This is a genomic window from Brevibacillus daliensis, assembly GCF_021245735.1.
GTDB classification, from domain to species: domain Bacteria; phylum Bacillota; class Bacilli; order Brevibacillales; family Brevibacillaceae; genus Brevibacillus_B; species Brevibacillus_B daliensis.
In genome coordinates, this window is sequence record NZ_JAJISB010000010.1 from 177516 (window position 1) to 203048 (window position 25533).

General features: G+C 41.3%; 22 protein-coding genes. 4 read left to right on the forward strand and 18 right to left on the reverse strand.

Features of this window, described 5'->3' with window-relative positions:
* Positions 1-8: 8 nt before the first annotated feature.
* Positions 9-1301 carry a phosphoribosylamine--glycine ligase gene (gene purD, locus LM917_RS11225; RefSeq protein ID WP_232697597.1) on the reverse strand — a complete coding sequence of 431 codons (1293 nt, stop codon included), beginning with the start codon at positions 1299-1301 and terminating at the stop codon, positions 9-11.
* Between the two features lie 17 nt (positions 1302-1318).
* Entirely contained in the window at positions 1319-2875 is a 1557-nt protein-coding gene (gene purH, locus LM917_RS11230; protein WP_232697598.1) for a bifunctional phosphoribosylaminoimidazolecarboxamide formyltransferase/IMP cyclohydrolase, read from the reverse strand.
* Positions 2876-3100: 225 nt separating this feature from the next.
* Between purH and LM917_RS11235 the strand changes: the two genes are divergently transcribed.
* Positions 3101-3361 (forward strand): hypothetical protein, encoded by a 261-nt coding sequence (locus tag LM917_RS11235; protein WP_232697599.1) that lies wholly within the window; start codon positions 3101-3103, stop codon positions 3359-3361.
* A 127-nt stretch (positions 3362-3488) separates the two neighbouring features.
* Here LM917_RS11235 and LM917_RS11240 read toward each other — a convergent pair whose 3' ends face one another.
* A complete protein-coding gene (locus tag LM917_RS11240; protein ID WP_232697600.1) occupies positions 3489-3851 on the reverse strand; it encodes a hypothetical protein in 363 nt (120 codons plus the stop codon).
* 293 nt (positions 3852-4144) lie between these two features.
* Between LM917_RS11240 and LM917_RS11245 the strand changes: the two genes are divergently transcribed.
* Entirely contained in the window at positions 4145-5464 is a 1320-nt protein-coding gene (locus tag LM917_RS11245; protein ID WP_232697601.1) for a globin-coupled sensor protein, read from the forward strand.
* 92 nt (positions 5465-5556) lie between these two features.
* Here LM917_RS11245 and LM917_RS11250 read toward each other — a convergent pair whose 3' ends face one another.
* From LM917_RS11250 to purC, 8 genes are all read right to left on the reverse strand, one after another.
* A complete protein-coding gene (locus LM917_RS11250; protein ID WP_232697602.1) occupies positions 5557-6051 on the reverse strand; it encodes a hypothetical protein in 495 nt (164 codons plus the stop codon).
* Between the two features lie 582 nt (positions 6052-6633).
* A complete protein-coding gene (gene purN, locus LM917_RS11255) occupies positions 6634-7212 on the reverse strand; it encodes a phosphoribosylglycinamide formyltransferase (RefSeq protein ID WP_232697603.1) in 579 nt (192 codons plus the stop codon).
* Positions 7209-8252 (reverse strand): phosphoribosylformylglycinamidine cyclo-ligase, encoded by a 1044-nt coding sequence (purM, locus tag LM917_RS11260; RefSeq protein ID WP_232697604.1) that lies wholly within the window; start codon positions 8250-8252, stop codon positions 7209-7211. Before purM ends, purN begins: the two co-directional genes overlap by 4 nt.
* Positions 8253-8267: 15 nt before the next feature.
* Positions 8268-9686 (reverse strand): amidophosphoribosyltransferase, encoded by a 1419-nt coding sequence (gene purF / locus LM917_RS11265; RefSeq protein ID WP_232697605.1) that lies wholly within the window; start codon positions 9684-9686, stop codon positions 8268-8270.
* Entirely contained in the window at positions 9671-11911 is a 2241-nt protein-coding gene (gene purL / locus LM917_RS11270) for a phosphoribosylformylglycinamidine synthase subunit PurL (RefSeq protein ID WP_232697606.1), read from the reverse strand. Before purL ends, purF begins: the two co-directional genes overlap by 16 nt.
* Entirely contained in the window at positions 11892-12584 is a 693-nt protein-coding gene (gene purQ, locus LM917_RS11275; RefSeq protein WP_232697607.1) for a phosphoribosylformylglycinamidine synthase subunit PurQ, read from the reverse strand. The genes purL and purQ overlap by 20 nt, the downstream gene beginning before the upstream one ends.
* A gap of 2 nt (positions 12585-12586) precedes the next feature.
* The gene (gene purS / locus LM917_RS11280) at positions 12587-12835 is read right to left on the reverse strand and encodes a phosphoribosylformylglycinamidine synthase subunit PurS (protein WP_232697608.1); all 249 of its coding nucleotides are present in this window, start codon (positions 12833-12835) and stop codon (positions 12587-12589) included.
* Positions 12828-13547, reverse strand: a complete 720-nt coding sequence (gene purC, locus LM917_RS11285) for a phosphoribosylaminoimidazolesuccinocarboxamide synthase (RefSeq protein WP_232697609.1) — start codon at positions 13545-13547, stop codon at positions 12828-12830. The genes purS and purC overlap by 8 nt, the downstream gene beginning before the upstream one ends.
* A 295-nt stretch (positions 13548-13842) precedes the next feature.
* Here purC and LM917_RS11290 point away from each other — a divergent pair, with 295 nt between their 5' ends.
* Both LM917_RS11290 and LM917_RS11295 read left to right on the forward strand, forming a co-directional pair.
* The gene (locus tag LM917_RS11290; RefSeq protein ID WP_232697610.1) at positions 13843-15039 is read left to right on the forward strand and encodes an iron-containing alcohol dehydrogenase; all 1197 of its coding nucleotides are present in this window, start codon (positions 13843-13845) and stop codon (positions 15037-15039) included.
* 156 nt (positions 15040-15195) lie between these two features.
* On the forward strand, positions 15196-16308 hold the full coding sequence (locus LM917_RS11295) for an aminopeptidase (protein ID WP_232697611.1): 1113 nt from the start codon (positions 15196-15198) through the stop codon (positions 16306-16308).
* 660 nt (positions 16309-16968) lie between these two features.
* Here LM917_RS11295 and LM917_RS11300 read toward each other — a convergent pair.
* The 7 genes from LM917_RS11300 to fabG are packed head-to-tail and all read right to left on the reverse strand — an operon-like array spanning position 16969 to position 24610.
* Positions 16969-18078 carry an alpha/beta fold hydrolase gene (locus LM917_RS11300; RefSeq protein WP_232697626.1) on the reverse strand — a complete coding sequence of 370 codons (1110 nt, stop codon included), beginning with the start codon at positions 18076-18078 and terminating at the stop codon, positions 16969-16971.
* A gap of 28 nt (positions 18079-18106) precedes the next feature.
* Positions 18107-19318, reverse strand: coding sequence for an MFS transporter (locus LM917_RS11305; protein ID WP_232697612.1), 1212 nt, complete (start codon positions 19316-19318; stop codon positions 18107-18109).
* A 45-nt stretch (positions 19319-19363) separates the two neighbouring features.
* Positions 19364-20935 carry an acyl CoA:acetate/3-ketoacid CoA transferase gene (locus LM917_RS11310; RefSeq protein ID WP_232697613.1) on the reverse strand — a complete coding sequence of 524 codons (1572 nt, stop codon included), beginning with the start codon at positions 20933-20935 and terminating at the stop codon, positions 19364-19366.
* Positions 20936-20953: 18 nt separating this feature from the next.
* A complete protein-coding gene (fabV, locus tag LM917_RS11315; protein ID WP_232697614.1) occupies positions 20954-22150 on the reverse strand; it encodes an enoyl-ACP reductase FabV in 1197 nt (398 codons plus the stop codon).
* On the reverse strand, positions 22147-22596 hold the full coding sequence (locus LM917_RS11320; protein WP_232697615.1) for a MaoC family dehydratase: 450 nt from the start codon (positions 22594-22596) through the stop codon (positions 22147-22149). Before LM917_RS11320 ends, fabV begins: the two co-directional genes overlap by 4 nt.
* Before the next feature lie 23 nt (positions 22597-22619).
* Positions 22620-23828: an acetyl-CoA C-acetyltransferase gene (locus LM917_RS11325; RefSeq protein ID WP_232697616.1), complete on the reverse strand. Its 1209-nt coding sequence runs from the start codon at positions 23826-23828 to the stop codon at positions 22620-22622.
* A 56-nt stretch (positions 23829-23884) separates the two neighbouring features.
* Positions 23885-24610, reverse strand: coding sequence for a 3-oxoacyl-ACP reductase FabG (gene fabG / locus LM917_RS11330; RefSeq protein WP_232697617.1), 726 nt, complete (start codon positions 24608-24610; stop codon positions 23885-23887).
* Positions 24611-25533 lie beyond the last annotated feature (923 nt).

Sequence of the window (25533 nt, forward strand, 5' to 3'; positions counted from 1 at the left end):
GGCAATATTTATACACGTTTAAATGCTTTATCAGCAATATCTTTCCGATAATGGGACTTTTCAAATGAGATTTGCGAGACAACCTCGTATGCTTTTTGTTGGGCATCTTTTAGAGATGGACCCCATGCCGTTGCTGCAAGAACTCGCCCACCACTTGTTAGCACGTGACCATCCTCTACTTTTGTACCCGCATGGAAAACAAATGTGTCATCTACACGAGCAGCTGGCTTTTTCTCTTGCCATTTTGCCAGGCCTTTAATTGGAAATCCTGTTGGATAGTCATCCGGGTATCCACCTGATGCCATGACTACGGTTACAGCACTATTTGAACTCCAATCAATTTCCAGATCAGCCAATGTCCCGTTTAATGACGCCAAGATAATCTCTAGCAAATCCGTCTCGAGAAGCGGTAACACTACCTGTGTTTCCGGATCACCCATTCGAGCATTAAACTCCACTACTTTTGGTCCTTCTGATGTCATCATGATACCCGTATACAATACTCCTTGAAACGGCATCTCTTCTTTTACCATAGCTGAAGCCATCGGTTTAACAATCGTTTCGACAATTTGCTGCAAATATTCTTGATTCACTTGTGGTACAGGAGCATATGCCCCCATTCCGCCCGTATTGGGACCACGGTCTCCATCAAAGACTGCCTTATGATCCTGGGAAGGCACCATCGGTCTTACTGTCTCTCCATCAACGAAAGAGAGTAGTGTCAGCTCTTCGCCTCTCATGAACTCTTCAATAACCACCCGGTTTCCTGCTTGACCGAATCGGTTATCCTCCATAATGAGCCTCACAGCTTCTTCCGCTTCCTCCTGAGTCATTGCAACAATAACACCTTTACCTTGAGCCAGACCATCCGCTTTAATAACGATTGGTGCTCCTTTATCCTGTACATAAGTAAGAGCCGATTCCAGATCAAGAAATGATTCGTAAGCTGCCGTAGGAATCTCATACTGTTTCATGAGGCTCTTGGCAAATGTCTTGCTACCTTCGATTTTGGCTGCCTGTGATGATGGACCATAAATAGGCAGGTTTCGAGCAGTAAAAAAGTCAACTATTCCGCCTAACAGCGGATCTTCCGGTCCTACTACCGTAACGTCTATCTCCTCGTCTTTGGCAAATTGAGCAAGCGCTGCAAAATCACTGATGGGAATCTGTACATTCTGTGCCAGAGCAGCAGTTCCTCCATTGCCTGGTGCACAATACACTTGCTCCACTTTTGGACTTTGTGCTAACTTCCACACCAGGGTATGTTCTCTTCCCCCGCTGCCTATTACTAGAACTTTCATTTCCGTATGTCCTCCTCTTAGTGTTTAAAATGACGGACACCTGTAAATATCATGGCAATACCATAGCGATTGCAAGCATCGATCGATTCTTGATCTCTGATGGAACCACCTGGTTGGATAATTGCAGTAATACCAGCTTTTGCCGCAGCTTCCACTGTATCAGCCATCGGAAAAAAGGCATCGGAGGCAAGAGCTGCTCCTTTTGCTTCTTCCCCTGCTTGTTCAATTGCTATGTTGGCCGCCCCAACCCGGTTCATTTGACCTGCTCCTACACCAATTGTTTTATTATCCTTGGCGAGGACAATTGCATTTGATTTAACGTGTTTTACTACCTTCCACGCGAACTCTAACTGTTTTTGTTCCTCCTCGCTAGGAGCGCGATCAGTTACGACCATTATAGCAGTAGGATCAAGCGGTTTGCGATCCCATTCTTGTAAAAGCGCTCCACCCTGTACCGCAGTTATCTGGTACGACTGAGATAATCCTGTTTCTTGAATATTACCTTCGCTTCCTGTTGTCTGTAACAAGCGCAGATTTTTCTTTTCTTGCAAGATTGAAAGTGCCGCTTCATCGAATGCAGGGGCAATAACAATCTCGAGGAAAATATCCTTTAACAACATAGCAGTCTCTTTATCGATTGTGCGGTTAGCCGCTACGATTCCTCCAAAAATGGATACCGGATCTGCAGCGTATGCTTTCTGATATGCTTCTAAAATAGTTTGACCAACCCCTACACCGCATGGGTTTGTATGTTTGACTGCAATGACCGCTGGCTCCGAATATTCAGCCAAAATAGCTAGGGCTGCGTTTGCATCGTTAATATTATTGTATGAGAGTTCTTTACCGTGCAGTTGCTTGCAAGTTGCAATGCTTCCAGGGACAGCGAGCACTTCGCGATAAAATGCTGCCACTTGATGCGGATTTTCACCATAACGCAAATCTTGCGCCTTTTCATACGTAACCGTCATGGATTCAGGCATTGTTTCCCCTACCTGTTCACTCAAATATCGAGAAATGAGAGAATCGTATGCTGCAGTATGACGGAAAACCTTCGCTGCCAAATACTTTCTGGTTGCAAGTGTTGTAGACTGACCAACGCGAAGCTCATCTAGGACTTGTCCATAATCTGCTGCATCTACAATCACCGTTACATAAGCATGGTTCTTGGCAGCAGAACGAAGCATGGTCGGACCACCAATATCAATGTTTTCAATAGCCTCTTCATAGCTGACATTTGATTTTGAAATGGTTTCTTTAAAAGGATACAAGTTAACGGCAACCACATCTATATAATCAAAACCAAGGTCTTTTACTTGCTTTTCGTGCTCTTCATTATCTCGAACTGCTAATAAGCCACTATGAATAGCTGGATGCAAGGTTTTCACTCGTCCATCCATGATTTCTGGAAAATGTGTTACATCTGATATACCCGTTACAGCTACCCCTGCATCACGTAGCATCTTTGCCGTTCCACCAGTCGAAATCACTTCAAAACCTAGTTGCACCAATTGACTCGCAAACTCAACTACACCTGTTTTATCCGAAACGCTGATCAGTGCTCTCTTTTTAGACACAGAAAAGAACCTCCTGGTTTTAAAATTCTTATACATGAACATTTCAAGCTAATCATATAATAAATGTACGTATTTTTCAATAAAATATGGGGTTATTGTGTATATGTAACACTCCATTATTCGCACTTTCGTTATCATCATCATGTTTTCACAATCAATGTGCCCAGTTCCTCTCTAGACTCATACCATATTAGATAAACGGAACCTGAAGGGGGAGAATCATCTGTGCCAGTACCCGGAGTAGAAGAAGAAGATAAAGAAGGAGAAATCGAAGGAGAAGGTCTTTCCATAGCAGAACTCGTTTTACTTAGTGCTGTCTTTACTCTAATTGGGAGTATCATAGCGTGGGTGGCGGCAGCTAAAGATGTTCAAAGGGAGAAGAAAATACAGAAGCAGAAGCAGAAACAGAATGAAAAACAGAAACAGAATGAAAAGCAGAAACAGAATGAAAAGCAGAATAAAAAGTCTTCTACCTCTAATCCATGATGATTTGACCACACCGAAGAAGCTAACCCTTCCTCCCAGGTTGTTTCACATTATTTTATACCAGTAATAAAGAGACAAAACAAAAGAACGGTTTTTCACCGATCCTTCGCTTTGTCTCTTTGTTTGTTTATATAAGTGGTCTCTTTTTAAGAAGAGTCGTATTTTGATTCACCTGTGAACCATCAGATGGTGCATCTGGCACAACTTGCTCCCATACTGGTCTCGAACGCATTGAGTCAGCCGTTAAACGTAGCTCAAAAAACTGTATCGTTGTATAAATACTTACCCATGCTACCAGTAGATATAAAGTCCGTTGGTTAGGTGGAGTGGAATTTCCTACATTAATAAGGACAATCGATCCGATTACTACACCGATTACAAACCAGGCAATCATCAGACCAGGAATGATACCATTCATTTCATCCCACATTACTATCCATACGATCATTGCGGTAGCGTACAAACCAAGTAATTTCCAAAAAGATCGCATAACACGCACCCCCGCATTTTTATTCCATTCATCACACAACATATTGATTTTGTAGCATTTTCTATTGTTACTGACACATTCTATTGTGCAATTTTACCTTATGTTATGCTTCACTCCTAGTCTTATTTTATTCATCTCTTTATTTTTCTATATATTATTTTCAGGAAAAAAAAGTTTATTGAAATAGATTAATGGGAGTGTTTAAAATATACAAATTAGTCTGAAATGATATATCTATTTCACTCTATCTATATTAAAATTGTATGTATGATTAGTATGTTGGAGGGAAATATATGAGCGCCAACCCTTTCGCTTCCTTGTTTAACATAAAGGAAAAACCAAAACCTTTTACTTTTCAACCAGAATTGGTACTACATCAGGTGAAATTATCAGTATCAAACAATTCTACGATTGTTAAGCAATTAGACATGATTCAACTTACAGAAAAGGATTTATCTATTGCCTTGACCGTTCAGCCTTTGGTTGAAAAACATATCGAAACGATTGTTGACCAATTTTACAAAAACCTAGTACACGAAGACTCGCTAATCGTAATGATTGAAACACACAGTTCTATTGATCGATTGAAAAAAACACTTCGCACTCATATCTTGCAAATGTTTGCTGGAATTATCGACGATGACTTCTTTAAGGATCGCTTACGAATTGCACATGCACATGTGCGAATTGGGCTCTTACCAAAATGGTATCTCTGTGCATTCCAAGCTCTCAGCAACTCTCTTTTTGATGTTTTCCTTCAGTACCTTCCAGATGTTAAAGATTACCACGAAACAGTAAAATCTGTTTCCAAATTATTAAATATTGAACAACAGTTTGTACTGGATGCTTATCGGAATGTAATTGATCTTGAACAAGAAAAAGAGGCCGAGAAAAAAGAATGTATTCGCCAGCAGGTAAATAATTCAGCGCAGGAATTAGCAGCTATTTCAGAAGAGACAAGTGCCAGCGTTGAAGAACTAAGTACCCAGGCAGCTAATTTTGTCATACATGCTCAGCTAGGAACCCAATATTCTACGACAGCTCAAAATCTATCTAATGAAGGGACGCAAAAACTAGAGGAACAGTTGCAGCAAATTAGCCAATTGCAATCGAGCATGCAACAAATTTCTGTAGAAATGAAGGCACTTGAGGATACTTCTGAACGAATCAAGGGAATTGTAAGCGTTGTTACGGGAATTGCAGAACAAACAAACCTGCTTGCACTAAATGCAGCAATCGAGGCAGCGCGTGCTGGTGAGCAAGGCAGAGGGTTTGCAGTTGTCGCCGACGAAGTGCGAAAATTGGCAGAAGAAACAAAAAAATCCGTTTCAGGTGTGACGCAACTGATAGAGAAGACACATTCTCAAACCTCACAGGTATCGTCCTTATTGGATAAAGTAGAAGATTTAATCGTTTCTTCAACCTCATCCATGAGTGAGATTACCAGTTTCTTTACCAATATTAGCGATGCAGTACTTACCAGTAAAGAACGGAGCAGCATGATTGAAGATGAGCTTGCCACATTCTCCAGAGTGATTGAAGAAATGAATCAAGCAGTTAGCCATATTGCTAATTCTGCTGAACAATTATCAGAAATTATGGATACTTTATAATTGAATCAATGGCAAAAAGGAGCTGTCTTATCGGGTAGAAAAATCCACTTTTGAGACAGCTCCTTTTTACTAATCCTTATTCATTGTTATCACTATATCGAATTCCGTTTTCGCGATCTTTTTTGATTCATTCGCTTCACTTTATCGTAAAACTGCTCTTTTTTACTCTTAGGTTTCTTTTCATGAAGCGACACTCGTGCTCCTTCTGATTTCTTTTTGTTTCCTGTTTTTCGTTCTGAAGGGGGTAAAGATTTTGCTGGTTTTTTTGGTGTTTCATGAGAAGCCGATTTTTCTTTTAGACTTGTATGTTCCTTCGCACTTGAATTGTCCTGCTCAATCGGATGATTCAGCACCTGATTTTTAATGCTGTTATAATCTTTCGCTTTTACTTTACTCATCACTTGATCTCGTGCTTCTTTGGACACTGTTAGCCCCATATCTGTAATTTCATCAAGTACTGAATTAATGTTTTTGCTGTTTACTTCGGGAATCTTTTGTGCCAGTCGGTAGATATCGTGAATGCTCCATTCTCTGCCTGTTTTCTCACTTAGCTTCCCGAGTAGGTTGGATATCAGGTCTTGCCCCATTGTTCTTTATTCCCTCCTTGTATCGTGCCCACCTGCGTTATTTTATGACTAGATGGAGAAAAGAGTGAGCGGATAGAGAAACATCAATCAAAGTGGTTGCAAAGGCTGGTTCTTGGAGAACTTATTCCTACCTTAGAGGAGAAAACCAGCTTCTCTTTTCACTCTTCGCTTGGAGTCTTCGCCCCGCAAGGGGTCAGGACTGTCCGCTCCGTGTGAAAAGAGAAGCTGGTTTTTACTGGCTGTTGGTTTTTGTTTTTACACTGAAGCCGTAAGCAGAAGAAGCACATTTTTTAGCTAGAACTATACAAGTCCTACCTAGCTACACAGCGAAGAGTGCGGAATAAAAAGTGCAACTCATGAGACTCTGCGTAGCATTTTCATCCTTTTGTACTTTCCGCACTCTTTGTTGTGTAGCGGACAGTATTCGCTCCCTTGCTGGACCTTAACGAGTTCGCAGACAAAACATGTGCTTCTTCTGCACCCCACTACAGTAGGAATCTAATTACAAAAAAACGCATCCCTCAAAGGAATGCGTTCGTTCATGTAAACAAATGGATTTTCTATCGTATTACTAGTCCTATCTTATACACTAGCAGTGGTTGCAGAGAGCTGTTTGATTACTTCAACCAGCAGCTGATGCTCAACGCTATGGATGCGTTGCCCTAGCGATTCCACTGTATCAGTATCACTTACCAGTACGGGTTCTTGCGCAATGATTGGACCAGTGTCCATACCTTCGTCTACGTAATGAACCGTAACACCGGTTACCTTCACACCATATCGGATGGCTTGACCAATTGCATCTTTACCAGGAAAAGACGGAAGCAAAGATGGATGTAAATTAATCATTCGCCCACCGTATTCCTCAAGTAAAACCGAACCAATCAGACGCATATATCCTGCCAGAACGACTAATGAAACATCCAGCTTCATTAGTTCATTCTTAATAACTGTCTCAAATTCTTCCTTTGATGCGTACTCTTTTGGATTAAACGTAAAGGTAGGAATTTGATGGCGCTCCGCTCTCGTAAGTACCTTTGCATCAGGTTTATCACAGACAACTAGAGCAATCTCAACACCGGGAAGCATGTTCGTACGGCATGCCTCTGCAATGGCCTCAAAATTGGAGCCACTACCGGAAGCAAACACGGCTACTCTCATTGCTTTTCCCCCTCGTGATAAACCACCTTTTTCTCGCCCTCTTCAACCCAGCCAATTTTATATGCTTTTTCACCCAGCTCTTCAAGGTGAGTTAACGCAGTATCGACGTCCTCCCCGTTTACTACAAGGACCATGCCAATACCCATATTAAAGGTCAGATACATATCTTCCTGACTGATCTTCCCTTCTTTTTGTAACAGTTCAAAAATAGGAAGAACAGGCCAACTACCCAGTTTAATATGAGCGCCAATGCCATCAGGTAGCATACGTGGAATGTTTTCGGTAAAACCACCGCCAGTAATATGCGCCATTCCTTTTATCTCAATTTTGCTCAAGAGAGAAAGGATGGTCTTCACATATATCTTGGTAGGTATAAGTAGTTCTTCTCCTAGTTCTTTCCCCAATTCTTCTACCTGCTCAGTAAGCGAGTAGCCTGCGTCTTGAAGCAACACTTTTCGTACCAAAGAAAAACCATTGCTGTGAACTCCGCTTGAAGGAATTCCAAGTAAGACATCCCCAGAAGAAATAGTTTGTCCGTCAATAATTTTGGATTCTTCTACTGCACCAACGGTAAATCCGGCAATGTCATATTCACCTTGTGCGTACATCCCAGGCATTTCCGCTGTTTCGCCACCAATTAAGGCGCATCCTGCCTGTTCGCATCCATCAGATATCCCTTTTACAATGGCCTCAATTTTCTCAGGAATCACCTTGTCGCATGCGAGATAGTCAAGGAAAAATAATGGTTCTGCTCCTTGAACAACCACATCGTTTACGCACATTGCCACTGCATCGATCCCGATTGTATCATGACGATCCATCATAAAAGCCAATTTTAATTTCGTACCTACTCCATCCGTTCCGGAAACGAGTACAGGTTGCTTATATTTGGACATGTCCAGACGAAACAAAGCACCGAAGCCTCCCAATCCATTCATTACTTCCGGGCGCATCGTCCGTTTTACATGCTTTTTCATTAACTCTACCGCATCATTACCTGCTGCGATATCAACGCCTGCCTGTTTGTATGCCTGACTCATCCTAAGATCCTCCTCCTAACATTTCAAGCTAGGTAACGCTTCTTCAAAATTAACTTCTGTCGGATAATCACCTGTAAAGCAAGCTAGACAATGTCCACGATCAGGAGAGTTGTCTTTCCGACCGATTGCGTTAATTAATCCCTCAGGAGTGAGGTATTGTAGAGTATCAGCGCCGATAAATTCACAAATCTCATCAACGGTCCGGGAAGACGCAACAAGCTCATCAAAGGATGAGGTATCAATCCCATAGTAGCAAGGATTTTTAACTGGTGGTGAACTGATGCGGACATGCACCTCAGTCGCCCCCGCATCTCGCAACATTTTGACGATTCTGCCGCTTGTAGTTCCACGTACGATGGAATCATCGATCATGATGACTCGTTTTCCCTCCACAATTTTACGAACCACGGATAGTTTCATATGAACTCCGCGCTCGCGTAATTCCTGGGAAGGCTGGATAAACGTTCGTCCCACGTAGCGGTTTTTGATAAACCCAATTTCATATGGGATACCGGTCGCTTCAGCAAAACCAATTGCCGCAGAAATACTGGAATCAGGGACCCCAATAACCACATCACCATCGACAGGTGCCTCATAAGCAAGTTGCTTACCCATACGCTTACGAGCCATGTGGACATTGATCTGATCAATATCGCTGTCTGGTCGGGAGAAATAAATATATTCAAACGAACAAAGTGCACGTTTTGTTTTCTCTGCAAAAAAACGAGAATGGACGCCGTCTTTATTAACTACGATCAATTCACCTGGAAGCACTTCACGCCAGTAGGTTGCCCCTACGATATCAAAGGCACAGGTTTCTGAGGCTACCACGATGGAATTTCCCAGTCTGCCAAGTGATAGTGGGCGAAGACCGTTCGGATCAAGAGCGATGATTAACTCTTTTTCATTCATCACCAGTAGTGCATACGCTCCTTTAATATCTTGCAAGGCATCACTAACAGCTGAAGCCAAATCTACGCTTTGGGACCTTGCAATCAGGTGTCCAATCACTTCTGTATCACTTGTCGTATGAAAAATGGAACCTTTCTTTTCCAAATCCTTGCGAATAACGCTGGCATTAACCAAGTTTCCGTTATGCGCCACTGCCATGCTGCCGTTTGCATAGTTAAAAAATAAAGGTTGGGCATTTTCAATTTTGCTTGAACCTTGCGTGGTATAACGGGTATGACCAATGGCAACATGACCACGGAACTTGCCTAACTCCCCTTTACCAAAAGCTTCACTTACCAGCCCCATACCACGATGTTTATACCACTTTTCACCATCAGACGAACAAATTCCAGCACTCTCCTGCCCTCTGTGTTGCAGGGCGTGCAGCCCCATATACGTAAGCGGGGCTGCCTCCTGATGATCGAAAATGCCGAACACACCACATTCTTCGTTTAATTTATCCCAGATTATTGGATCAAACATGGTATCGCATCCTTCCAAGCTGACTTCAACGTAGCAAGTGGTGCAGTAATGATTTCTTGTCCGTTATGTGTAATGCTTAGATGATCTCCTTCTGTTTGACCAATCTTATGGCAAGCAATATTTAGTTCTTTCGCCATTTCTACTATCTTGGCAACTTGCTCCGGTTTTACGCTTAGCAAGATGCGGGATTGCGATTCACTGAACAGGGACAGATCGGCACGTAGCTCATCTGTAAGCTCGATGCTTGCCCCGATCCCAACGCCAAAGCAACTTTCTGCAATCGCTACAGCCAGACCGCCTTCTGCCAAGTCATGTGCGGATTGTACCAATCCATTGCGGATCGCAGCCAGAACCACCTTTTGCAGTCTTGCTTCTTTTTCTACATCGATTTGTGGTGGACGACCAGAGATATTTCCTTTTACCAGCTTCTGATATTCACTACCACCTAACTCAGCATACGTATCGCCAAGAAGGATGATAGCGTCTCCTTCTGCCTTGAAATCCTGCGTAGTGATATGATCTACGTCCGTAATCAGACCAACCATACCTACCACTGGTGTAGGATAGATCGCTTCGCCGCTTCGTTCATTATATAAGGAAACGTTTCCGCCAATGACAGGCGTTTCAAGCGCACGACAAGCTGCGCTCATTCCGTCTACTGCTTTTTCGAACTGCCAGAACACTTCTGGTTTTTCCGGATTACCAAAGTTTAGACAGTCTGTGATAGCGAGTGGCTCAGCACCCGAACAAACTACGTTACGAGCTGATTCCGCTACTGCTATTGCACCACCCACTTCTGGGTCCAGATATACATAACGACCATTACAATCTGTGCTCATCGCTAACGCCTTACGTGTGCCACGAATCATGACAACAGCAGCATCTGAACCAGGAGTTACCGCTGTAGAAGCACGAACGATATGATCATATTGCTCATATACCCAAGCTTTATTCGCAATTGTTGGTTGTGCGAGCAGAGAAGCAAGGGTCTTGTTATAATCTTGTGGTACTGGAAGATTAGTCGTATCTACCAATGCATTATTTTCATAATAAGCTGGCACGCTAGAAGGTTTGTTATAGACAGGTGCATCCTCTGCAAGGCTATCTACCGGCACGTTCGCTACTACCTCACCGTGGTGAATCAAGCGCAGCATGCCATCATCGGTTACATGACCAATCTCTGCAGAGTATAGTCCCCATTTATCAAAAATTGCTTTTACTTCTGCTTCTCTACCTTTTTCAACTACAACTAGCATCCGTTCTTGTGACTCAGAAAGCATCATTTCGTACGCGCTCATACCTGTTTCACGCTGTGGAACCATATCCAGATTCATTTCAATACCATTGCCAGCCTTGGAAGCCATCTCTGCACTGGAAGATGTAAGACCTGCTGCTCCCATATCCTGAATACCTGCGACTGCGCCTGTCTCAATTAGCTCTAGGCATGCTTCCAGAAGAAGTTTTTCCATAAATGGATCTCCTACCTGAACAGCTGGACGCTTCTTCTCCGATTCTTCACTCAATTCTTCAGAGGCAAAGGTCGCTCCATGAATACCGTCACGCCCTGTACTTGCTCCTACGTAAATCACCGGGTTTCCGATACCTTTTGCTACCCCTTTTTGAATCTTGTCATGATCGATTAACCCTACACACATGGCATTTACAAGTGGGTTGCCTTCGTAGGTAGGATCAAAGCAGACTTCTCCACCCACAGTAGGAATACCGATGCAGTTACCATAGCCTGCGATACCAGCTACGACATGCTTGAACAGATAGTTAACACGTGGTTTCTCCAATTCACCAAAACGAAGGGAGTTAAGCAAAGCTACAGGGCGTGCTCCCATCGAGAATACATCGCGGATAATTCCACCTACACCTGTTGCAGCTCCTTGATAAGGCTCAATAGCAGATGGGTGGTTATGACTTTCAATTTTAAATACAACAGCCTGGTTATCACCAATATCTACAATCCCTGCTCCCTCACCAGGTCCTTGCAAAACACGAGGACCATTTGTAGGAAAACGTCTTAATACAGGCTTGGAATTTTTATAAGAACAATGCTCCGACCACATTACGCTATAGAGACCGATTTCCGTCCAGTTCGGCTCTTTTCCCAAAAGGCGGAGTACTAATTGATACTCTTCATCGGTGAGACCTAATTCACGATAGAGGCGCTCTTCTTTAATACGGTTAGCTGTTGGTTCATTATGCGTAAGTTGTGACACCGTTTTTTTCCCTCCATGCAGTCATAATTGAGGTAAACATTCGACGACCATCCGCCGATGTCATCCACTCATGTACAGCGCGTTCCGGGTGAGGCATCATCCCTAGAACATTTCCGCGTTCATTTGTAATACCGGCAATATTATCAAGGGAGCCATTCGGATTCTCTCCTTCATAACGGAATACAATCTGATTATTGGCTGTTAGACGCGCTAATGTCTCTTCCTCGCAGTAGTAGTTACCTTCTCCGTGAGCAATCGGGATTTGGATTACCTCGTCCTGCTCATACGCATTTGTAAAAGGGGTCTCACTGTTAGCAACCTTCAGGCTAGATAGCTTACAACGATAAGTAAGAGAAGTGTTGCGCAGCATGGCACCTGGGAGAAGCCCGGATTCTAAAAGAATTTGGAAACCATTGCATACACCCATAACCAGCTTTCCTTCTTCAGCTGCTTTTTTTACCGCCTCCATAATCGGTGAAAAACGGGCAACTGCTCCACAACGTAAGTAATCACCGTATGAAAAGCCACCTGGAATTAGAATTACTTCATACTCTGACAAGTCTGTTTCGTTATGCCACACGTAATCAACAGGAACGTCCATGCAATCTTCAACAGCATTATACATATCTACATCTGCATTCGATCCTGGAAATACGATAACCGCTACTCGCATGATTATTCCTCCACCAGTTCAAAGCGATAATTTTCAATCACTGTATTGGCAAGCAGTTTTTCACACATTTCTTTTACCTGAGCACTAGCTTCAGCACGATCAGCCGTATCCAGAGTCAGTTCAATATATTTACCGATACGTGCATCTTTTATGCCATTAAACCCTAAAGAATGAAGTGCTCCCTGTACAGCATGTCCTTGTGGATCAAGTACACTCTCGCGAAGTGTTACATAAACAATTGCCTTACACATGTATTTCTCCTCCCAGTCGTCTCAGCATTTCCATATAAGCATCTTCTACATTACCTAAATCACGGCGGAAGCGGTCTTTGTCTAGCTTCTCTTTCGTACTTGCATCCCAGTAGCGGCACGTATCCGGTGAAATCTCATCTGCCAACAACACTTCACCCTCCGGCGTACGTCCGAATTCCAGTTTAAAATCTACGACTAGCACATTACGTTCTTTCATATATGCAACAAGAAAATCATTAACAGCGAGCGCAATCTCTCTGATTGTTACGAGCTCTTCAGCGCTAGCCACCTGAAGCAATTCAATATGATCATTGTTGATCAGTGGATCGCCTAGTTCATCATCCTTGTAATAATACTCAATAACAGGTTTTTGCAATTCTACTCCTTCTTCCCAACCTAAACGCTTGGCAAGAGAACCAGCAGTAATATTTCGCACAACAACTTCCAATGGGATAATTTGAACCTTTTTGACCAATTGCTCTGAATCGGAAAGCAATTGAATAAAATGATTGGGGATGCCTTTTTCCTGAAGAGCCGTAAATAAAATTGCACTGATTTGATTGTTCATCTTACCTTTTCCTACGATCGTGCCTTTTTTCTCACCGTTAAATGCAGTGGCATCATCTTTATAACTTACCCAATACACATTCGGATCTGATGTACAAAAGACTCGTTTAGCCTTTCCTTCATACAGCTGTTCGCGCTTTTCCAAGAACAATCTCCTCCTAGTTGAAAGCTTCATGCGTGTTTTAGTCAATAATCACTCTTCAATTTGATTAAAACATAAATAGAGATGATATTCAACGAATATTACACATCGCAAATTCGACAATCGTTCGTGTTTTGGTCATATCTAAGGACAACTTAAAGCAAAAACTTCATTGTGATACAATTAAGATACCAGTGTCGTTTACGTATTTTCGGGCACCACTGCATCTTTAATAGGGAAAACCATTAGCTAGTCAGCTGGAGAAATATACATAATTGAGAAAGAGGCGAAACGTATAATGTATCCATTTGAAGTCTATTTTCCGACGCATATTTATTTTGGAGTAGGCGAACTAAGGCGTGTTGGTACGGAAGCACAGAAAATGGGGACAAAAGCTTTACTGGTTACCGGAGGAAAATCTGCCAAAGCAACAGGACTGCTAGCAAAAGTGGAACAGCTTCTTCAGGAAGCGAGCATTCCCTTTGTCTTGTTTGATCAGGTAGAACCAAATCCGCGAACAAGCACTGTTGATGCAGGTGGTAAACTGGCACGTGAATCCGGATGTGACTTTATCATTGCTCTTGGTGGAGGGTCAGCTATGGATGCGTCCAAAGCAATTGCAACAGTAGCCCTCTCTGGACGTCCAAGCTATGATTACATGCGCGGTAATCCTGCTGGAACAGCGAAAGAGCTGGTTCCTGTCAATGAAGCACTTCCTTTAATGGCGATTCCAACTGTTGCCGCAACTGGTTCTGAATCGAATCATACAACTGTACTTACTCACTGGGAATCTCATGAAAAGAGTTCGTTCACCGGACCTGCTCTTTATCCAAAAGTGGCAATCCTTGATCCAGCTATCACCTATACCATCCCTGCAAGGGTAACGGCAGAATCATCTGCGGATATCTTTTCCCATCTATTTGAAGAATATCTGGTAGGTCCAAATGATGTACATGTTCAGGATGGAATCGTAGAATCATTGATTCGTCAGGTCGTTCAATTCTCTGTGCAAGCGATTCGTGAACCGAATAATGAAGAAGCAAGATCAACGCTGCTTTTTGCCAGTACGCTTGGAATCTCTCCTTTTTCCAGAGCTGGTCGTAATGCAGGCTATCCACTTCACAAGGTGGAGCATCCGTTAAGCGGTCGTTACGATATCGCTCACGGCAGAGGTTTGGCACTATTATCCTTGCCTTACTTTGAACAAGTTGTGATGCAGGATCGACCTGAACGACTAGCACGTATGGGGCGCTTATGTTTCGGAGTAGTAGAGGAAAATGATGTAGATGCGGCGAAAGCCACTATAGTAGCGGTATCCAACTGGTATCAGGAAATGGGTATCACCGAGCGACTGTCTGACTTTGGTATTGTTCGTGAGGATTTATTTGAAGTAGCCAAAGAAGCAGTTCGGACTGGTGGAGGAAAAGACTGCATTCCTAGTTCTCGTAATATGACTGTAGAAGATGTGCTCGCCATCTACGAAGGCTGTTATTAAAAAAACTTCTATCGAAGTCCTTTCGAAGAAGCTGGTTCTTCCTTAGTGGATGTTTTTCATGCGTATCAGGAAGTGAAACTCCGCAGTTTATACTTTCTGATACAGTAAATAAAGCGGGCAAAACTAGCAACATACATAAAAAAGAGGTGTTTAGGTATGGATCCACGCATTAATGAATTGGCTAGAAACTTAATTCGGTATTCCCTTAACTTGCAGGCAGGAGAAAAAGTACTGATTGAAAACATCGGTCTGCAACCAATGATGGTAAAAGCGCTGGTTCGTGAATCATTTGAAGTTGGTGCTCTGCCAGTCGTAACTATCAAAGATCAGGAAATCATGCGTTCTCTTATCATGGGAACTAGCAAGGAGCACATGGAACTGTTTGCCAAACATGAACTGGATCGTATGAAAGATATGGATGCCTATATTGCTATCCGTGCTTACGAGAATGTGAATGAATACAGCGATATTCCTGAAGAGAAATTGACCATGCAATCTCGTTATTATTACAGCCCGGTACATCTGAAAGAACGTGTTCCTAACAAGCGTTGGGTTGTTCTTCGCTATCCAAACAAGGCGATGGCACAAGCAGCTAACATGAGTCTGGAAGGCTTTGAGGATTTTTATTTCTCCGTTTGTAACCTGGACTATGCAAAAATGTCGAGAGCGATGGACCCTCTCGTTGAATTAATGAATAAAACGGATCGTGTACGCATCGTAGGACCAAAAACCGATCTTCGCTTCTCGATTAAAGGGATTCCTGCAATCAAATGTGATGGCGAGCGTAATATTCCAGATGGTGAATGCTACACCTCACCTGTACGTGACTCCGTAGAAGGTACTATTTATTACAACGCTAAAACCAATTACAACAGCACTACTTTCACTGATATTCAATTTACGTTTAAACAAGGTAAAATCGTGGAAGCTACAAGCAATAATACCCAATTGCTTAACAGCATCCTTGATACAGATGAAGGTGCACGTCATATCGGTGAGTTTGCGATTGGCTTTAACCCACACATCTTGCATCCAATGGGCGATATCCTGTTTGATGAAAAAATCGCTGGCAGTTTCCACTTCACACCTGGTAATGCCTACGATATCGCAGACAACGGCAACCGCTCTGCTATCCACTGGGATCTCGTTCAAATCCAACGTCCTGAATACGGCGGCGGAGAAATCTGGTTTGACGATGTGTTGATTCGTAAAGATGGTATCTTCGTTCTACCTGAACTGCAAGGATTGAATCCGGAGAACCTCGTATAACAAAAGAAAAAGAATCTGGTTTTCTTCCTGCCATAGTGGAGAAAACCAGATTCTCTTTTCACCCGTCGCTTAGAGTCTTCGCCCCGCTGTGGGTTAGACTGTCCGCTCCACATTCTCCATCGGGGAAGCTCATAACGAAGTCTTCACTGTAAGACTTGCTGGGGTTCGCTTCTTTCTCCCGATGAATAATGCTCCGCTAGGTCGGGCTTCGCCAAGGCGCTCCGTGTGAAAAGAGAAGCTGGTTTTTCATTCTGTTGGTTTTGTTTGAGTTTTTTCTTTCCAGTGCAGCCGTTTGCAGAAGAAGCACATTTTTTGTCCAGAACTATTTAAGGTCCTTCCTAGCTACTGTGCAAAGAGAGCGGATTAAAAAGTGCAACCCATGAGACACTGCGTAGCATCTCTCCTTTTTGCACTTTCCGCACTCTTTGCCCAGTAGCGGACAGTTTCCGCTCCCTTGCGGGACCTTAACGAGTTCGCAGACAAAAAATGTGCTTCTTCTGCATGCCCACTACAGTAGTGAATAAGAAAATAGCTGTCGGAATCACGTTATCATGGTGATAATCCGACAGCTTTTTTTGTGAGTTATATCATGAACAGGAAGAGCTACTTTAATAGAATTAACTTTTTCTCACATTACGAGAACCGAGAAACTAAAGAATGTTAACGTAAAAACTCTTCTACTTTATCACTAAATAAATGTGTATCAAGTACACCACCCATATGCCCTTTTACACTTTCAAACTCATAAAGTTCTGCTTGCTTCCCTTGTTTCTTCATTATTTCTATCATTTGACGGTTATAAATGGTAGGCTGTAACAAATCACGATTACATGAAACCATTAGTACACGTGATTTAATTTTCTCTAATGCTGCCTCTAATGATTCTTGATTACGCGCTAGATCGTGCATCATGGTTGCGCGGCATGTATAGTACCAATGACTCGCATCGATTGTTGCTGATCCTGCTTTAATAGCATCATATAATTGTTGCTCGTACGATGTTTTCAGCTGAATATTTTGATACGAATCATTCTCTTTACTATCACGTTTATATGTCTCTTCATACAACTCAGGTGTAAATGCACCTGCATTCATCATTTGAACAGCTAAGTATAGCCCTTCCGTTGGTTCATTTCCCTCTTCATAATTACCATCGTTCCAATTTGGATCTAATGCGATCGCTCTCATTGCGTGCTGTAGCACGTTAAATGAAGTAATCACTGGGTTCTGTGGATTTGTAATAACCCCAATCACACGTTCAACCATTTCAGGATAGGAAACTGCCCAATTAAGTGAAATAAAACCACCAGCTGATGCGCCCATAACCGCATATAATTTATCGATACCTAGTTGTTTCGTTAAAAATTCATGTTGGATATCAGCTATATCTTTAAAGGTGAATGCCGGGAAATTCATACCCCATATTTTACCTGTTTCAGGGTTGATCGTTCTTGGTCCGGTTGTAATTACATTAGGATTTTTGAACTGTACATTCGCTAGATTATCTGTACTAATGACAAAGAATTTATTCGTATCAACAGCTTTACCTGGTCCAATTAATCCATCCCAGTAACCGGAAGCGGCATCCTCAGGTGAATACTTACCAGCAGCATGACTTGATGCACTGAAATAATGAGCTACTAAAATGACATTGGACTTATCTTCATTTAGTTCCCCATATGTTTCATATCCTAACGTTACAGGGATTGTTTTACCATTTTCCAATGTAAAACGATCAATAGTAAACTGCTGTTTTTTCACATGATTCATATCCATCACTTATTCCCCCTATTTATTTTTAATTAGTGACTTCGTTCTTTTTCCCTGTCTCAGGTAATAAGAATGAGCCAATAAAGAATGATAAGCTTAAGGCGATTGAGATGTATAATCCCATTTTAAAACCTGCTGTATCGATAACTACTCCGATGAAGTAATAGGCGATTGTTTCAAAGAGATACGCAAATGACCAAAAGAATCCCATGATGAGCGTTAATTTACTTGGGGTCATATTAGGTAATTCTTGCGGAATTGTTACTAAAGCTGTCATCGGTAAGAACATAAGGAAACCGACGCAAGCTGCAAAAATCAATGCCATTGTTCCAGAAGATGTCATAACCATTCCTAAAGCAGAAGCAGTCATTAGTAAGCCTGCCCAACGGACAACAGGCAAACGCTTTGCTACCTTTTTTACCACTGCAATACCCGCCACTGCTCCAACTACACCTGATAGAGCCACTACTGTACTTAGCACTTTCGGATCAACTGCTGCACTATTTGAAACTGGGAAAATAGTTAAGATTACAATATACAATAATAGTAGACCAGCATATGTGAAAGGGAAAATATAGTTAAACTTATCTTTTAGTCCCTCTTTGAATGTATATGTTTCTGTAGTTGTAGCCTTTGTATTTACTGGTGCATTTAACTCGAAATCTTCTCCAAAAATCATCCACAAAATTAGTAGTACTAAACTACATCCGGCAAAGAATAAAATACTATTTTGCCATGTAACTAACCAAGTTATGACAGGAGTTACAATTACCATAGCAATAATACTACCAATATTATAGGCTGCTGCGTTAATACCATTTATTGTTGCTCTACGTGATTGATCAAAGTATCGAATAACAATAGGTCCAAAATAAACTACAAACAATGCTCCACCGAAGCCCATAATAAATCGGGCAGCAACAAACATCCAATAATCTGTTACGAAAGCACCTAAACCACTCCCAATTACAATTAGTACTGATGCAAAGATAATTGCTTTTTTCGGTTGTAATTTAATTAAAAACCAAGCAGCAAGTAAATTACCTATAATTTTAGCAATCGTAATCGCATTTGAGATAAAAGTAGCTGATGAGAAACTAGTTAAATCAAAATATTCCATGATTTGCGGAGTTAGGGTTGTACCTGCAATCCAGCTAACTGCGAAAAACGCGTAAGAGAAGAACATAATTGTTTCAATCATATAGGCTCTAAAACCCGGTTTTTGTGTAACTTCGCTCATATTATGAACCTCCATTTATTAAATTGTAGACAAACACTACTTCTTCTACTTAATCTTCAAATTCATTGGTCCTTCTTTATAAATTGCTGCATTCATCAATGCAAGGTCATCTGCAATTATTGGCATAAAGTTCATCTGATTCAGTATATCTTTTTGTAAATCGATTCCTGGAGCAATTTCTATCAAAGTTAATCCTTCTTGGTTTAATGCAAACACAGCCCGCTCTGTAACGTACAATACTTGTTTTTCATTTTGTCTAGCAACATCACCACTAAAAGTGATTTGCTCCACATTTTGCATGAACTTTTTCACTTTACCCTCTTGAACAATGACTAACTTACCATCCTCCACTTTTGTAATTAATCCTCCTGCTGTAAACGTTCCACAAAAGACTAACATCTTCGCATTCTGAGTGATGTTAATAAAACCACCGCAACCCGCAATTTTTGGACCAAACTTGGAAACGTTTACATTTCCGTGCTGATCACATTGCGCCAATCCTAAAAACGCTGCGTCTAACCCTCCCCCATCATAAAAGTCAAACATATATGCTTCATCAATAATGGCATCAGGGCTTATGGAACAACCAAAATCAAGTCCTCCAGCGGGTGTTCCACCAAATACCCCAGGTTCAATTGTTGGCGTAAAATAATCTTCTTGTTTTTCTTCAAATAGGACATTGGCGATAACTTCTGGGATACCAATTCCATAGTTAATCACTTTCATAGATTGATCTAAACTTAAAGCACAACGTCTTGCGATAATTTTTCTATCATTTAATGGATATGGCTCTTGGCTTTTATTGACAATAATATCGCTCTTAATAAATGTTTCATTAAATTGTGTACCAAATGTCTGCATATGGTTTTTTATATCATTGACCACAACAATCGCATCCACCAGTACATGTGGAATTTTTACATCTTTCGGATCTAATGTTGTATTTTTTACTACTTTTTCAACTTGTACAATAACTTTACCACCATTATTTTTTGCACTTGTTGCGAGCGACAGAACAGCTAAAGTTAACGGCTCTTTTTCAAGAGCAATATTACCTTTTTCGTCTGCTACCGTTCCTTTAAGAATAGCCACGTCAATTTTATGAGTTTTATAAGCTAGATAATCTTTGCCGTCAAAATGCACTTTTTCAACAATATCTTCTGTCGTTTTTTCATTTAGCTTCCCACCTTCTAAATCAGGATCAACAAATGTTCCTAATCCAACATGGGTAACTAATCGTGGATGACCTGCCGCCCCTTCGCGAAACAGTTGACAGATTACACCTTGTGGCAAATTATAAGCTTCAATCTTATTCTCAATAACAAGTGGCGTTAACTGAGGGGCCATCCCCCAGTGCCCACCTATTACTCGCTTAAGCAATCCCTCATGTGCATAATGGTTCAATCCTTTTGAACCACCGTTTCCATCACCTATTCCAGCAGCATATAAGAGTGTTAGATCTCTTGGAGAAGCCGTTTCCAGAAATCTTTTTTCGATTTCCATATGAATTTCTTCCGCTACACCTGTACCAATAAAACCACCTACGCCAATCGTAGATTGATCTGTAATTAAATTCGCTGCTTCGCGAGCGTTAATAAATTTAGGGTTATCCTTCATTTTTTTTCACCTTCTTCATTACGGTTGTAAGCTTTTTAACTTTTCAATATCTACATCATCGCGGTAATCAACATCTTCTATATCAAACCCATTCAATTGTAAGAATTCCTTTTTAAATAGAGCGAAATCAGTTAATTCTTTGAAATTATCAGGAGTTACCTTATTCATGATTTCTTTTACTTCCGCTTGAATCTCTTCTCGCAATTCCCAAGAGTCTGGACGTAAGCGACCCAGCTGATCATACTCACGTTGGTTTCCATAAAGCATATCTTTGAAAAATCGTAGCTTATGCATAATTGGTGTTTCGTGTATCCCTTTATTACGCATAACCTTATATAGCGCACAAGCGTACACTGGAAAGATCGGAATTACCGCACTCGCTTTTGTTGTTACAGCTTTACTTACACAAATAACAGATTCACCTTGTACTTTATCCTGTAGCAATCTATTAATTTCTTTTGATGTTTCTTCAGCATGACGCTTGGCTTGTCCCAGTGTTCCATCTCCATAGAATGGTTTTGTTACGTCAGGACCGAAATAGGAGTATAGTGTAGTCTTACATCCTTCACTGAGGGCATCAGCTTCTGCTAGGGCATCAATCCATAACTTCCAATCTTCTCCGCCCATTACATTAATCGTATCAAGTATTTCTTTATCGCTCGCTTGCTCTACTGTTTGCTCGAATAACTCTTCTTTTTCGATATTGATACTGTATCCCTTCACTTTTTCTCCAATCGGTTTAATGACAGAGGCATGCATTTCACCTGTTTGTGGATCATTACGACGTGGTGCTGCTAAGCTGTATACCAACAAATCAATTTTTCCACCAAATTCGTCTTTAATATATTGAATCACTTGGTCTTTCATTTCATTTGTAAAGGCATCACCGATAAAATTCTTAGCAATCAATCCTTCTTTTTCGGCTGCTTCCTTAAAAAAGATATTATTCCACCAACCGGCAGTAGCTAGCTTATCTTCACTGGCGATTCCTCTTTCAAAAGAGACACCGATTGTATCAGCTTGAGCACCAAATGCTAATGAAATGCGAGAAGCGAGACCGTAACTAGATGATGCCCCTAGAATTAACACTTTTTTGGGCCCTTCAAATTTGCCTTGCTCTTTTACATATTGGATTTGGCTCATTACATCAGCTTGACATCCTAGTGGATGGGCAGCTCGTGCAACATTGCCCGATAATTTTGCTTCAATAATCATCTTTGGTAGTTCTCCTTCTGGGGTATGACTTTTGCCGAACCTTCAATGATAAGTTCACCATTTTGGTTATAACAACTTGTCTTCATCGTTGCGATCGTAAATTTACCTTTGTCCACCATTTCTATAACTTCAACTTCTGCCGTGATCGTATCCTGGAAATAAATCGGTTTACGAAAAACCACTTCTTGACTTAAGTAAATGGTTCCAGGACCAGGTAACTTTGTCCCCAAGGTTGTTGATAGTAAGCCTGCCCCTATCATCCCATGAGCAATTCTCTTCGTAAATTGAGTTTGTTTTGCATACTCTTCATTTATGTGAGCAGGATTAAAATCACCCACAATCCCAGCAAAAGAATATACATCGAACTCCGTAATCGTTTTTGTAAAAGAAGCCTTATCTCCAATCTGAATAGGAGAATGTATCTGATTACGCGTCTCAATTGCCATCTAGAACTCTCCCTTCATTTCACTTAAACAGATTTTACAATGACCGCTGTCCCCATTCCTCCACCAATACAAAGTGAAGCGAGTCCAAATTGAACATCTTGTTTTTTCATTTCATGAAGTAAGGTAGTCATAATCCGTGCACCTGAAGCACCTAATGGATGACCTAAGGCAATCGCTCCACCGTTCACATTCACACGTGATTGTAACCATTCATCTGAAAGCTGATAGATTCGCTTCAACTCATGCATAACGCCTAACGCTTGAGCTGCAAATGCTTCATTCAACTCCATTAGCTCCATATCTTCTAGCTTCAAATCTGTTTTTGCCAATACATTTTCAATTGCTTTAACAGGTCCTAGACCCATAATCTCTGGATCTACTCCTCCCTGTCCAATTGCCACGATTTCTGCCATTGGTGTTAACCCATACTGTTCAACAGCCTCTTCTGATGCAATCAAGAGAATCGCTGCTCCATCATTAATTCCAGAAGCGTTACCCGCTGTTACAGTTCCGTTTTGCTTAAAAGCTGGTTTTAATGAGGCTAATTTCTCCAATGTAGTCGTATAGTTTGGATATTCATCTTTCGTGAACAAGATGGTATTTTTTTTGCGGTCTTTTACTTCAATCGCGACAATCTCACTTTCAAAGCGTCCACTATCATTCGCCTGAATGGCGCGTTCTTGAGATTGAATTGCTACTTTATCTTGATCTTCTCTTGTAATCTGCAATTTCTCCGCAATGTTCTCTGCTGTTATTCCCATATGATAGTGATGGAAAGCATCAGTTAATCCATCTGAGATGATTGTATCTTCGAGATTTGAACTGCCCATTTTTATCCCTGAACGTACTTTATGTGAAACCGTAAATGCTGTCTGTGACATAACCTCTACACCACCCACCAGCATCAGGTCAGCACTTTTTGCTTTGATGTTGTTGTAAGCAGTCATAACCGATTTCATGCCACTGCCACATACCATGTTGAGAAGATAGGCTGGTACTGCTTCTGGAATTCCAGCCTTCATACTTGCCTGTCTAGCTATGTTTTGACCATGTCCCGCAGATAAAACATTACCTAAAATAACTTCATCTATTTTGGCTACGTCAATCTTATTATCTTTGATCACTTTTTTGATGACTTGAGCAGCTAACTCACTTGGACTCACTGATGAAAGAGTTCCTAAAAATTTGCCGATCGGACTCCTTTTTGCATCAACAATATATACCTTCGACATGTTTCTATCTCCCTTAATCTAGCATTAGTAAGTAATGAGACTCGTCATACTCGTCCTTATAAACGCAATCCGCCATTAACGGAAAGCACATGTCCATTTACGAAGCTTGATTCTTCACTTGCTAAGAATAAAGCCGCATTTGCGATTTCCCTTGGTTTCCCTAAACGCTTTAATGGTGTCTGATCACGTAAAGGCTGCAACACTTTTTCCGGAATCGTTTTCATCATGTCAGTCTCAATAAATCCCGGTGCAATAGCATTTGTACGAACGGCAGCACCTTTTCGCGTAAATTCTTTTGCCCATGTATATGTCATTCCAATTACTCCAGCTTTCGTTGCCGCGTAGTTGGTTTGTCCTACATTTCCGTTAAGACCAACAATAGAAGAGATGTTAATAATTGATCCTTTTCCGTTTTCCATCATGATAGGAGCTACTGCTTTCGTAATGTTAAAAACACCTTTTAAATTGATATCAATAACCCTATCCCAACTCTCCTCATCCATTTTTTGAATCAATGCGTCCTTTGTAATTCCTGCATTATTCACTAACACATCTATTTGACCCATTTCTTCTTTTACCGACTGAACAAAGCTTTGGATTTCATCGGTTTTTGTCACATTTAACTCGATATGTCTTACGTTTTCTCCCGTGTAATCGCCCTTTCTTAAATCAACGGAATAGACGATTTTCGCTCCTTCTTCCATAAAGAGCTCGCACATTTCTTTGCCTAGTCCTTGTGCTCCTCCCGTAACAACAACCACTTTACCTTCTAAACGCTTCATATTTTTCACTCCAATTATTAACTGAATATTTCGTATCTTATAAATATTGTTCTTTTTTTCACAAACGTTCAGAAAAAAATTGCTTTATCTGCTACTGGTAGATCAAAAGAGCAGGTATTGGTAAGTACTTACCTTGAATCACCCGTTTGTATGCGCTTTAATTTTTTCTTAGGCCTAATCTCTTTATGATTAAAGTTTAACGTGGTTGATCGAATTTGTATAATACATAATAGTTGTAACTACTATAACCTAGGATTATAACTTCATACTTTAGTGGGGAAAACCAGCTTCTCTTTTCACCCTTCGCTAAAAGTCTTCGCCCCGCAAAGAGGGTAAACTGTCCGCTCCGCACTATTCACCCTAGGAAGCTTCAAAACGATTTATTCACTGTAAGACTTGCTGGCTTTCGCTTCTTTATCCCGATGAACAGCGCTCCGCTAAGTCGGGCTTCGCCAAGACGCTCTGTGTGAAAAGAGAAGCTGGTTTTTACTGGCTGTTGGTTTTTGTTTTTACACTGAAGCCGTTAGCAGAAGAAGCACATTTTTTGTCCAGAACTATTTAAGGTCCTACCTAGCTACACAGCGAAGAGTGCGGAATAAAAAGTGCAATCCATGAGATTACTACGTAGCATCCGCAACTTTTTGCACTTTCCGCACTCTTTGTTGTGTAGCGGACAGCCTCAGCATCCTTGTTGGATCTTAACGAGTTCGCAGATTAGAAAACTTGGTTTTACCAAGCCTCTGGCGCAGGTAAAGCCTTAGTTGCACTTATGCAGATAGGAATTTTTTAAATTCCTATCTGTCAAAAAATGTGCTTCTTCTGCTGTCCACTACAGTAGTCAATATGAAAAAAGGATGTTCCGAATTTATCATGTCATAGCGACACGTTCGAAACATCCTTTTCTTAGTTACCGATAATCTCTA

Coding starts and splice junctions, on each gene's coding strand:
- purD (WP_232697597.1), bottom strand. CDS start 1,301: ATGAAAGTTCTAGTAATAGGCAGCGGGGGAAGAGAACATACCCTGGTG.
- LM917_RS11240 (WP_232697600.1), bottom strand. CDS start 3,851: ATGCGATCTTTTTGGAAATTACTTGGTTTGTACGCTACCGCAATGATC.
- LM917_RS11245 (WP_232697601.1), top strand. CDS start 4,145: ATGAGCGCCAACCCTTTCGCTTCCTTGTTTAACATAAAGGAAAAACCA.
- LM917_RS11250 (WP_232697602.1), bottom strand. CDS start 6,051: ATGGGGCAAGACCTGATATCCAACCTACTCGGGAAGCTAAGTGAGAAA.
- purN (WP_232697603.1), bottom strand. CDS start 7,212: ATGAGAGTAGCCGTGTTTGCTTCCGGTAGTGGCTCCAATTTTGAGGCC.
- purM (WP_232697604.1), bottom strand. CDS start 8,252: ATGAGTCAGGCATACAAACAGGCAGGCGTTGATATCGCAGCAGGTAAT.
- purF (WP_232697605.1), bottom strand. CDS start 9,686: ATGTTTGATCCAATAATCTGGGATAAATTAAACGAAGAATGTGGTGTG.
- purQ (WP_232697607.1), bottom strand. CDS start 12,584: ATGCGAGTAGCGGTTATCGTATTTCCAGGATCGAATGCAGATGTAGAT.
- purS (WP_232697608.1), bottom strand. CDS start 12,835: ATGTGTAAGGCAATTGTTTATGTAACACTTCGCGAGAGTGTACTTGAT.
- LM917_RS11290 (WP_232697610.1), top strand. CDS start 13,843: ATGTATCCATTTGAAGTCTATTTTCCGACGCATATTTATTTTGGAGTA.
- LM917_RS11295 (WP_232697611.1), top strand. CDS start 15,196: ATGGATCCACGCATTAATGAATTGGCTAGAAACTTAATTCGGTATTCC.
- LM917_RS11300 (WP_232697626.1), bottom strand. CDS start 18,078: ATGAATCATGTGAAAAAACAGCAGTTTACTATTGATCGTTTTACATTG.
- LM917_RS11305 (WP_232697612.1), bottom strand. CDS start 19,318: ATGAGCGAAGTTACACAAAAACCGGGTTTTAGAGCCTATATGATTGAA.
- LM917_RS11310 (WP_232697613.1), bottom strand. CDS start 20,935: ATGAAGGATAACCCTAAATTTATTAACGCTCGCGAAGCAGCGAATTTA.
- fabV (WP_232697614.1), bottom strand. CDS start 22,150: ATGATTATTGAAGCAAAATTATCGGGCAATGTTGCACGAGCTGCCCAT.
- LM917_RS11320 (WP_232697615.1), bottom strand. CDS start 22,596: ATGGCAATTGAGACGCGTAATCAGATACATTCTCCTATTCAGATTGGA.
- LM917_RS11325 (WP_232697616.1), bottom strand. CDS start 23,828: ATGTCGAAGGTATATATTGTTGATGCAAAAAGGAGTCCGATCGGCAAA.
- fabG (WP_232697617.1), bottom strand. CDS start 24,610: ATGAAGCGTTTAGAAGGTAAAGTGGTTGTTGTTACGGGAGGAGCACAA.